Here is an 11208-nt window from a genome sequence, read left to right on the forward strand (position 1 = left end):
TCAGAAGCCGGTACCAAGCTGGAACTGGAAGTTCTGCTTTCGGTCACCCGCCTGGGACTTCAACGGAATACCGTAGCTCAGCTTGAGCGGCCCGATAGGCGATACCCAGCTGATACCTGCACCGACCGAGTAACGCAGATCGGACACATCGAACTTGGCACCTTCGGCGTAGACGTTACCCGCATCAAAGAAGGTGAACCAGCGCAGTGTCCGGTCATTGCCGGACCCTGGGAACGGGAACTGCAGCTCTGCATTGGCAATGATACGGGAAGTACCACCGAGCGGGTCGCCGTTCGATGCCTTCGGTCCAAGCGAGGAGCCTTCGTAACCGCGTACCGAACCGATACCACCCGCATAGAAATTCTTGAAAATCGGGTAGCGTTTGCCCCCCAGGCCGCGACCGTAGTCGACTTCTCCGTTCAGCGCCAGCGTAACGGCGCTGAACAACGGCATGAAGTACTGGTGCTGGTAAACAGCACGGTAATACTGGAGGCTACCAGCCGGCGCAATCTCAAGGTTGACACGCTGATAACGTCCGACAGTCGGCACCAGTGCGCTGTCGCGGCTGTCGCGCTGCCAGGCGGCGGTCAACGGGAAGCTGGTTGTGCTTGCCTCGGTACCATCGCCGAAGTCCTGTACATACCGCTTGTAAAGCTCAGGGCTGTCATTGAAGCCTGGCACGCCGGTATAAGTCGTCACGTCGGTTTTTTCTACGCCGAGACCGAAGAACACCGTGTCAACTTCAGAAAAGGGGACGCCGAACTTGACATTGCCGCCGGTTGTTTTAATGACGTAGTCGCCGGTGTTAACCTCGGGGGGACGGGTGGTGCGCAGGAAAACTTCATAGCTGCGGCTGATACCATCATCTGTAAAGTAAGGCGTCGTGGTGGAAACTGCGATAGTACGGTTACGACGGCTGGTATTGACGTCAATGCCCAGCGTGTTGCCACTGCCGAAGGCATTTTGCTGCTGGATCGAACCAGTAAGCATGACTTTTTCACTGCTTGAAAAGCCGGCACCGAGCAGGATGTTGCCGGTCGGCTTTTCGGCCACGGTCATGTTGACGTCAACCTGGTCAGTTGTACCAGGGACTTCCGGCGTGTCGATGCCGACTTCACGGAAATAACCGAGACGGTCGACGCGGTCACGGGAAAGGCGAATCTTTTCGCCGTCGTACCAGGAATTTTCAAACTGGCGGAATTCGCGGCGTACCACTTCGTCACGGGTCTTGGTATTGCCCGCAACGTTGATGCGCCGCACATAGACCCGTTTGCCGGGATCGATCAGTACAGTGAAACTAACTTCGCGTTTTTCGCGATTGATTTCCGGGTTGGCATTGACGTTGGCGAAGGCGTAGCCGAAATTACCCAGGCGCTCCGAAATCTTCTTGACGCTATCGGCGAGCTTTTCGCCCGAATAGACGTCGCCGCTCTTGAGCTGAACCAGGGAACGGAGTTCTTCTTCGCGGCCGAACATTTCGCCTTCGAATTTGACGCCCGATACCGTGTACTTTTCACCTTCGTTGATATTGATGGTGATGTAGATGTCTTTCTTGTCCGGCGTAATCGACACCTGGGTGGACTCGACCTGCATTTCGAGGTAACCGCGATTCAGATAGAACGAGCGCAGCGATTCGATATCGCCAGTCAGCTTTTGCTTGGAATACTGGTCGGCTTTCGTGTACCAGGTAAACCAACCCGGCGTGCGCAAGTTCAGAAGGCCAAGCAGTTCCTTTTCAGGAAACGCCTTGTTGCCAATAATATTGATTTGCCTGATGCGGGAAACATCGCCTTCGTCGACGGCAAAGCTGATGTTGACGCGGTTACGCTCGATCGGAGTGACCGTCGTCGTAATCTGGACGCCATACAGGCCGCGCGACAAGTATTGGCGCTTCAGTTCCTGCTCGGCACGGTCGACCAAGGCCTTGTCATAGATACGGGATTCACCGAGGCCGATATCCTTCAGCGCCTTGGTCAACGTTTCCTTGTCAAATTCCTTGGTGCCCGAAAATTCAACGCCCGCAATCGCCGGTCGCTCTTCGACCATCACAACAAGGACATCGCCTTCGACTTCGATCCGGATGTCCTTGAAGAAGCCGGTTGCGTAGAGCGCCTTGATGGCCGCAGCGCCTTTTTCATCGGTATAGGTCTCGCCAACGCGCACTGGAAGGTAACTGAACACAGTGCCGGCTTCTGTACGCTGAATGCCTTCGACACGAATATCCTTGACCGTGAACGGTGCAACGGCCAGCGCGCTGCCAGTGCAAAGTGCAAAGGCAGCGATAGCAATGAGGCGACGGGGGAAAAAGGACTGGGGAAAACGCTCGAATTGTAATTTCATCGGTTACTTTTTTTCAATGTCCCAGCGCGTCACCCCCTCGGGCAAACTGACCGGAACTCAGGACATGAGCCGTACGATGTCGTTAAAGACGGCAACTGCCATCAACGTCATCAATATGCCCACTCCTGCACGCTGGGCTATTTCTCCAACCCGCTCGGGAAGCGCCCGGCCGGTCAAAAGTTCCAGCGAATAATACAGTAAAAGCCCCCCGTCTAAAACTGGGATGGGGAGCAGGTTCATTACGCCCAGGCTGATGCTGATGAACGCAATGAACGTGAGGTAGCTGATGATGCCAATGCGTGCGGTCTGCCCGGCGTAGTCGGCGATGGTGATAGGACCGGTAATATTCTTCCAGGAAACTTCACCGATGAGCATTTTACCAAGCATTTTGAGTGTAAGGACGCTTGTATCCCAGGTCTTTGTGACCGCCTTGGCGACAGCGGCAACCGGCGCATCGCTGGTGGTGATCATTTCCGGAGCAAGTGGGACCTCGGCCTTGATACGGCCAATTGTCTGTTCGCCCTTTGAATAGGACTCCGGCGTGACGGTAATGTCGAAAGGCTGGCCGTTGGCATGCACACCCGTAATCTGCAAGGGTTTGCCGGAAGACGCGCGAATCAGCTCGACAAATGCAAGACCGTCAGTGACTGTGATGTCGCCGACCTTGTGAATCAGGTCACCCTCGCGCAGGCCGGCCTGCATCGCTGGACCATCGGGCATGATTTTGCCAAGAACGGGTTTGGGGCGCGCCAGGTCAAGCCCAAGCTTTGCCAGGAAATCGCCTTCCAGGTCTTCTGTGACAAGCCCATCGAGGCGCACAGTGACCGTATCGACAAACGTGGAACCCGGCGATGCAGGATTCGGACGCTGAACATCCAGTCTTGCCGGGGCTTTTTCAAGCGCCAGCTGGGTCAGCTTCCAGCGCAGGTCGGACCAGGCGCGAACCGTTTCTCCATTGACAGCAGTGATCAGTTCGCCGCCACGCAGACCGGCCTGATACGCTGCACTGGATTCCGGCATCGCCCGGATACGGGTTGCGGGCTCGGGCACGCCATAGCTGTACAGGCCGGCGAATACGGCAATTGCCAGCAGAAAGTTGGCGAGTGGCCCGGCAGCGACGATGGCAATACGCTTCCAGACAGACTGACTGGTGAATTCCCGCTTCAATTCGGCGGGAGGAAGCGTGCTCACATCCTGCTCGCGGGCGTCCAGCATCTTGACATAGCCGCCAAGCGGCAGCATCGAGATTGCCCACTCGGTCTGGTCTGGCCCGAAACGTCGCGACCAGACGATTTTACCCATGCCAACCGAAAAACGGAGTACTTTGACGCCGCACCAGCGGGCGACCCAATAGTGGCCAAGTTCGTGGACTACAACCAATACGGCGAGCGCTGCGAGGAACGCGATCACGGTTTGCAGGAAAGTCATAACTGGACTGCCTATTGAATAAAGGACTGGGCCGCCTCCCGGGCTCGGAGGTCCTGTTCGAGCAGCGCGCCGATATCGGACAATTCGCCATGGGGCAATCGCTCCATGACCTGGTCAATGACACGATCAATTGCGCGGAACCCGATCTTGCGATCTAAAAATGCTTGGACAGCAACTTCATTTGCCGCGTTCAGTATAGCCGGCGCGGTGCCGCCAGCCGATAATGCCTCATAGGCAAGACGCAGGCAGGGGAAACGCGTAAAGTCCGGACGATGAAACGCCAGTTGCCCGATCTTGACGAGGTCCACTGCCGCCACCCCGGAGGTGATCCGCTCCGGATAGGCCAGCGCATGGGCAATTGGTGTACGCATGTCTGGATTACCGAGTTGTGCGAGGACGGAGCCGTCAACATAGGACACCATGGAATGGATCACGCTTTGCGGGTGAATGACCACCTCAATCTGGCTGGCCGGTGCGCCGAACAGCCAGTGGGCTTCGATGACTTCCAGCCCCTTGTTCATCATGGTGGCCGAGTCTACCGAAATCTTGCGCCCCATAACCCAGTTTGGATGCGCGACCGCCTCTTCCGGCGTCACGTTTTCAAGCGTTTCCACCGCTCGATGGAGGAATGGGCCACCGGACGCAGTCAGCAAGACCTTGGCGACACCATGATTATCGGGTACACGTCCATAGCCGTGAGGAAGGCACTGGAAAATAGCATTATGTTCACTGTCGATAGGCAGCAGGGTTGCGCCGCTCGCGGCAATGGCCTCCATGAACAGGCGGCCGGACATCACCAGCGCTTCCTTATTGGCCAATAATACTTTTTTACCGGCTTTAGCCGCTGCCAGGGTTGGCGCCAGGCCCGCAGCGCCGACGATCGCTGCCATGACAGCATCGCAGTCCGCACTGCTCGCAACACGGCAGAGCGCAGCTTCACCATACTCTACGGCAGTCGTCAGACCTTTCGTCTTGAACAGGCCTGCCAGGCGATCCGCGGCGGCTGCGGTGCCAACCACGGCAACATCCGGCTTGAACCGCGCGCATTGCTCGGCAAGTTCGTCCACGCGCTGATGCGCGGTCAGGGCATGGACACGGTAACGATCCGGATGGCGTGCGACGACATCCAGTGTGGACACGCCGATGGAACCGGTGGCGCCGAGAATCGTAATTCGTTGCATACTGCCTTACCTATGTGTATTCATAGCCATGCACCGAGCAGCGCGGCAAGCGGCAGAGTCGGTATCAGGGCGTCAATCCGGTCAAGAACGCCGCCATGTCCGGGCAACAGATTACTGCTGTCCTTCATGCCCGCGCGACGTTTGAGCTGTGATTCAAACAGGTCGCCAACGATACTTGCCGCAACCATCAAAGTCATCACAACGAAGAAACCACCCCAACCCCAACGCGCCAGAACCTGCGGTGCGAATGTATCGGCGAGCAGCGGGTGAAACGTTGACGCAGCGGTGATGATCAGCACCGCCAGCCAGCCACCAATGGCACCTTCCCAGGATTTGCCTGGAGAAATGGTTGGTGCGAGTTTGCGCTTTCCAAATGCCTTACCGGAAAAGTACGCGCCGATGTCGGCGATCCAGACAATCGCCATGACGGAAAGAAGATATACCGGCGAGCGTTGAAACAAGGCGACGATCGCCAGGAAACAACCAAGTATCGCAATTCCGTAGATGCCGTTCAGCAGGCGGTTACCCAAGGCATCGAGCGGTGGCAAACCAAATTTAAGGGAAGGAATGAGACGGATCACCCAGATTGCGACGCTCAGCATGAAGAGCAAACGCGCGGACTCGGGTTCACCCTTCAATAACAGATACAGGAAGGCTGCTGTCCAGATAACTGCCCCAGGAATGGCCTGGCGCACCTGGAACAACCGAAAACTCTCCCACGCAGCGGCCGCGAAGAAGGCGGCGATCACGACAGAGAAAAGGATAAAAGACTTCGAAAACAATACTGTAAGCAGAACCGCCAGCAATACCAGCGCCGTGATGACGCGTGTTTTGAGCATTACGACGCCTTTTTCTGCTCTGTGACCTGGGCGCTGGTACGGCCGAAACGACGCTCCCGTTGGTGATAAGAGTCGATAGCCTTATCAAGTTCTTCCGCATTAAAATCCGGCCAATAGGTTTCTGTGAAATAAAATTCAGTGTAAGCGAGCTGCCACAAAAGAAAATTCGAAATGCGCTCTTCGCCGCCAGTCCGGATAAACAGATCCGGCTCTGGCGCGTAGGCCATGGCAAGATGAGGCGCGAGCTGATCCTCAGAGAAGTCGGTTGCGCCGGGATGCTGGGCGACCATCTTCCCAATTGCCTGCATGATATCCCAGCGGCCGCCGTAGTTTGCACAAACAGTCACGGTGAGCCGGGTATTGTGGGCGGTCCTGCGCTCCGCGCTGGCGATCAATCGACGAAGTTTGTCGTCAAATCGGCTTAAATCCCCGACGACTCTCAGGCGAATGCCATTGGCATGCATCTTTGCGACTTCGCGTTCAAGGGCCATGACGAATAGCCGCATGAGCAGCGACACTTCCTCTGCCGGACGACGCCAGTTCTCGGAGCTGAAGGCGAACAGGGTCAGGTATTCGATGCCGCGCTCAACACAGGCCTCGACGACCGCGCGCACCGCTTCAACGCCCTTGGCGTGTCCAGCAACGCGTGGCATGAAACGCCTGGTTGCCCATCGACCATTTCCATCCATGATGATGGCGACATGGCGTGGCACAGGAGGAAGTTCAGGTACCGCTTGAGTTGAGCTCAAATAGGTCATGTGAGGGCTTAAGCGAAAAATAGGTTGTCGTGGTGGTTTTTCAGTCAATCAGGGACATGGCCCTGGTCAGACTATATACCGCCATATGAAGCACGCCTTGCTAAATGGCAACCATCAGGCGCGTTGCCTTCACTTTTTTCTTGCTAATCGGGCGCATTGAAAGATTCATCGCACCCGACAAGAAGAAATTTACACCGTCAGAAGCTCTTTTTCCTTTTCAGCGATAAGTTTGTCGACTTCAGCAACAAACTTGTCGGTCAGCTTCTGGACATCGTCCTGGGCACGGCGCTCGTCATCTTCGGAACAAGCCTTGTCCTTGAGCAACTTCTTCAGGGCCTCATTCGAATCGCGACGGATATTGCGAATCGCGACCTTCGAGTCTTCGCCTTCACCTTTGACGAGCTTGACGATTTCCTTGCGGCGTTCTTCCGTCAGCGGGGGAGTCGGGACACGGATCATGTCACCCTGAGTCGAGGGGTTCAAGCCAAGATCTGACTCGCGGATGGCTTTCTCGACCACCGCAACCATCTTCTTTTCCCACGGCTGGACCCCGATGGTACGCGCGTCAATCAGTGTCACGTTCGCGACCTGGTTGATCTGGGTCGGTGTACCGTAGTAATCCACCTGCACATGATCAAGAATTCCGACATGTGCACGCCCTGTACGTACCTTGGCGAGATCGGCTTTCAGCGTCTCGATCGACTTTTGCATTTTTTGTTCGGCGTTCTTTTTGACGTCAACGACTGTCATGCTGCTCTCCTCTATTACCAGTTACAACGAGTAAGACTCGAATTACACGTGGACCAATGTCCCCTCGTCTTCGCCCATGATCACGTTTTTCAGGGCACCCGGCTTGACGATGGAAAATACCTTGATCGGCAATTTCTGGTCGCGACATAGCGCAAATGCTGTCGCATCCATGACCTGCAAGTGCTTGGCGATCGCCTCATCGAAGGTAATGGTCGAATAACGTGTTGCGTTGCGGTCCTTGTTTGGATCCGCGCTGTACACTCCATCGACTTTGGTTGCCTTCAAGACGATTTCCGCTCCGATTTCGGAGCCGCGCAAGGCGGCGGCAGTGTCGGTCGTAAAGAAGGGATTACCAGTACCGGCGGCAAATACCACTATTTTGCCTTCTTCAAGATATTGCAATGCCTTTGGGCGAACGTAAGGCTCAACCACCTGCTCGATGGCGATGGCGGACATGACGCGTGCGGTGATTCCGGCCTGGCGCATGGCATCGGCCAGCGCAAGAGAGTTCATGACAGTGGCCAGCATGCCCATGTAATCGGCCGTCGCGCGATCCATGCCTTGCGCGCCTGGCGCCACGCCGCGAAAAATGTTTCCACCGCCAATCACGATTGCCAGTTCCACCCCCAGCTTGGCGACTTCCGCCACGTCCGCCACCATGCGCTCAATGGTTGAGCGATTGATGCCATATGCATCGTCGCCCATTAACGCTTCCCCCGACAGTTTGAGGAGGACGCGCTTGTAAGCTGGTTTTGTCATGGACTTGGACTCCTAATAATTGTCCGATTCAAGATGAATATATTGTGTTCCCGCTGCCAAGGCCAGAAAGCCATCGTGTGGCTCAAGACGCAATGACATACGGGCGGCAGGTATACGGTGCGACAGGTCACGCACAAAGCAATGCCAACCGGAATTATCTGGTCGACTACACTTTCCAGATACGTGCTGTTCGCTGCTTCACGGCACCAACGCAACTTCGCATACACAGCCAGGTGGGCAATATGATATCGGCTCACCTATAAAAACGGGCCTTTCGGCCCGCTTTTTTCTTACGCCTGCTTGGCGGCAGCGACTTGGGCTGCCACCTCGGCTGCGAAGTCATCCTGTTTCTTCTCGATGCCTTCGCCGACGACGAACATGGTGAACGACTTGACAGTCGTGTTTGCGGCCTTGAGCATTTGCTCGACGGTCTGCTTGTCGTTCTTTACGAACGGCTGGTTAAACAGCGACACTTCTTTCAGGTACTTCTGAACGGTGCCTTCAACCATCTTCGCGACGATGTCGGCCGGCTTGCCGGATTCAGCAGCTTTCTGGGTGGCGATCGAACGCTCTTTTTCGATCAGATCGGCCGGAACGTCATTAGACGACAGCGCAACCGGTTTCATTGCAGCAACGTGCATCGCGACATCTTTGCCGACTTGCTCGTCTGCACCTGCGAAATCGACCAGCACGCCGATACGGGTGCCGTGCAGGTAAGCAGTCAGCTTGCCGTCGGTTTCATAGCGCTTGAAGCGGCGGAACGACATGTTTTCGCCGATTTTGCCGACCAGTGCGGCGCGCACTTCGTCCAAGGTTTTGCCCTCGAACGGCAATGCGGACAGTGCAGCCACGTCAGCAGGATTATTTTCAGCAACCAGCTTGGCTGCCGCGTTTGCCAGCGCGATGAAATCGTCATTCTTGGTCACGAAGTCGGTTTCGCAGTTAACTTCGACCAGCGCACCGACGTTGCCGGAAATGTAAGCAGCCACTACGCCTTCAGCGGTAATGCGGGACGCTGCCTTGGAGGCCTTGCTGCCCAGCTTTACACGCAGGATTTCTTCAGCACGGACCAGATCGCCTTCAGCTTCTGTCAGTGCTTTTTTGCATTCCATCATCGGCGCGTCTGTCTTTGCGCGCAGTTCGCCAACCATCGCTGCGGTAATTGCCGCCATGTCATTCTCCTCAATTCAATAAGCGTCTATGCGACGCGTTCAATCACAATACGTTCAGGCCGGGTACAAAAAAGGGGCGAACGACTGTTGCCCCCTTTCAGAATGCCCGACACATCAGGCGCAGGGCTTAGGCCTGCTCGCTGACCTCAACGAATTCGTCGGCTCCACCCTTGACGGCGTCGAGCACGTCATTGGTTGCATTGGCACGGCCTTCCAGGATCGCGTCTGCCACGCCACGCGCGTACAGGGTGATTGCCTTGGAGGAGTCGTCGTTGCCAGGAATGACGTAAGTGACGCCTTCAGGGGAGTGGTTGGTATCCACAACGCCGATGACCGGGATGCCAAGCTTGGCGGCTTCGGTGATCGCGCCCTTGTGGTAGCCGACGTCGATCACGAAGATCGCGTCAGGAATACCGCCCATGTCCTTGATACCGCCGATGGACTTCTGCAGCTTTTCCATCTCGCGCTGGAACATCAGCCCTTCCTTCTTGCTCAACTTCTCGACCGAACCGTCTTCCATTGCGACTTCCATTTCTTTCAGGCGCTTGATCGAGGTCTTGATGGTCTTGAAGTTGGTCAGCATGCCGCCCAGCCAGCGCTGGTCAACGAAAGGCATGCCTGCGCGCTGCGCTTCGGCTGCAACGATGTCACGAGCCTGGCGCTTGGTGCCGACCAAGAGGATGGTGCCGCGATTGGATGCCAACTGACGGATGTACTTCATCGCCTCCTGGTACATGCCCAGGGTCTTTTCCAGATTGACGATATGAATCTTGTTGCGGTGGCCGAAGATGTACGGGGCCATTTTGGGGTTCCAGAAGCGTGTCTGGTGACCAAAGTGGACACCGGCTTCCAGCATTTCGCGCATAGTAACGGACATGAATTTCTCCAGGGTTGGGTCTGGAATCCGGTCAGTTACCCTGCAGACTACTGCGGAAGGCACCCTTTGCGACCGGACTCGCGATTTAAAGAATTTAGCCCGGTCCAACTCCGATTTACCTTGAAGTCATTTCGAGCTAACCCGAGATTCTACCCCATCTTCCGGAATTATTTCAAGCGCCGCTGCGCCGGCCTTTAGGCGAAGGTGGCTGCGGTCGTCTATAATTTCATATTGACTATTTTCGCGCTTTCCCGCGCAGTTTGGCTAGCTATGGGTTCCATCACGATCAAAACCGAAGACGATATCAAGGGCATGCGCATTGCTGGCCGGCTTGCCGCCGAAGTGCTGGATTACATTGCTCCGTATGTGAAGCCAGGTGTCACCACCGGCGAACTGGATCGTCTTTGCCACGAATACATGACAAATGTGCAAGGCACCATTCCCGCCCCCCTGAATTATTGCCCACCCGGTTATACGCCTTATCCCAAGGCAATCTGCACTTCGGTCAACGATGTCATTTGCCATGGCATTCCGGGTGACAAGGTCTTGAAGAACGGCGATGTACTCAACATCGATATCACGGTGATCAAAGATGGGTATCACGGCGATACCAGCCGCATGTTCTTTGTCGGCGAGCCGTCGATCCTCGCCAAGCGTCTGACCGAGATCACCTATGAGTGCATGTGGCTGGGCATTTCCAAGATCAAGCCGGGCGCACACCTTGGCGACATCGGCTTTGTCATCCAGCAGCATGCTGAAAAAGCCGGCTACAGTGTCGTTCGCGAATTTTGCGGTCACGGCATCGGCAAGGTTTTCCATGAAGAGCCGCAGGTCTTGCATTACGGCCGTCCGGGCACGCTGGAGAAACTGGTTTCCGGCATGATTTTCACGGTAGAACCGATGATCAATGCCGGCAAGCGCGACATTCGCGAAATGGGTGATGGCTGGACGATCAAGACCAAGGATCGCAGTCTTTCCGCGCAGTGGGAACATACCGTGCTCGTGACGGAAACAGGATATGAAATCCTGACCGTATCGCCTGGCATGCCTGCGCCTCCGGCGTTCATCCAACAAGCGATCAGTTCCAACCCGGTCACAGCTTAA

10 protein-coding genes are annotated in these 11208 nt (G+C 55.9%); 1 reads left to right on the forward strand and 9 read right to left on the reverse strand.

The window, feature by feature from the left end:
* The 9 genes from bamA to rpsB form a co-directional block, all read right to left on the reverse strand.
* Positions 1 to 2340, reverse strand: coding sequence for an outer membrane protein assembly factor BamA (bamA, locus tag ASE07_RS06685; protein WP_057290036.1), 2340 nt, complete (start codon positions 2338 to 2340; stop codon positions 1 to 3).
* Positions 2341 to 2397: 57 nt separating this feature from the next.
* Positions 2398 to 3768 (reverse strand): RIP metalloprotease RseP, encoded by a 1371-nt coding sequence (gene rseP / locus ASE07_RS06690; RefSeq protein WP_057290037.1) that lies wholly within the window; start codon positions 3766 to 3768, stop codon positions 2398 to 2400.
* 11 nt (positions 3769 to 3779) lie between these two features.
* Positions 3780 to 4949, reverse strand: a complete 1170-nt coding sequence (gene ispC / locus ASE07_RS06695) for a 1-deoxy-D-xylulose-5-phosphate reductoisomerase (RefSeq protein WP_057290038.1) — start codon at positions 4947 to 4949, stop codon at positions 3780 to 3782.
* A 20-nt stretch (positions 4950 to 4969) separates the two neighbouring features.
* A complete protein-coding gene (locus ASE07_RS06700) occupies positions 4970 to 5788 on the reverse strand; it encodes a phosphatidate cytidylyltransferase (protein WP_057290039.1) in 819 nt (272 codons plus the stop codon).
* Positions 5788 to 6546 (reverse strand): polyprenyl diphosphate synthase, encoded by a 759-nt coding sequence (gene uppS, locus ASE07_RS06705; RefSeq protein WP_057290040.1) that lies wholly within the window; start codon positions 6544 to 6546, stop codon positions 5788 to 5790. Before uppS ends, ASE07_RS06700 begins: the two co-directional genes overlap by 1 nt.
* Positions 6547 to 6735: 189 nt before the next feature.
* A complete protein-coding gene (gene frr, locus ASE07_RS06710) occupies positions 6736 to 7296 on the reverse strand; it encodes a ribosome recycling factor (protein WP_057290041.1) in 561 nt (186 codons plus the stop codon).
* A 42-nt stretch (positions 7297 to 7338) separates the two neighbouring features.
* Positions 7339 to 8055, reverse strand: coding sequence for a UMP kinase (gene pyrH / locus ASE07_RS06715; RefSeq protein WP_057290042.1), 717 nt, complete (start codon positions 8053 to 8055; stop codon positions 7339 to 7341).
* Positions 8056 to 8345: 290 nt separating this feature from the next.
* A complete protein-coding gene (tsf, locus tag ASE07_RS06720; protein WP_057290043.1) occupies positions 8346 to 9227 on the reverse strand; it encodes a translation elongation factor Ts in 882 nt (293 codons plus the stop codon).
* A 127-nt stretch (positions 9228 to 9354) separates the two neighbouring features.
* The gene (rpsB, locus tag ASE07_RS06725) at positions 9355 to 10104 is read right to left on the reverse strand and encodes a 30S ribosomal protein S2 (protein ID WP_057290044.1); all 750 of its coding nucleotides are present in this window, start codon (positions 10102 to 10104) and stop codon (positions 9355 to 9357) included.
* Positions 10105 to 10374: 270 nt separating this feature from the next.
* Here rpsB and map point away from each other — a divergent pair, with 270 nt between their 5' ends.
* Positions 10375 to 11208 carry a type I methionyl aminopeptidase gene (map, locus tag ASE07_RS06730; protein WP_057290045.1) on the forward strand — a complete coding sequence of 278 codons (834 nt, stop codon included), beginning with the start codon at positions 10375 to 10377 and terminating at the stop codon, positions 11206 to 11208.

Origin of the sequence: Noviherbaspirillum sp. Root189 (genome assembly GCF_001428545.1) — a bacterium.
Taxonomy (GTDB): Bacteria; Pseudomonadota; Gammaproteobacteria; order Burkholderiales; family Burkholderiaceae_D; genus Noviherbaspirillum.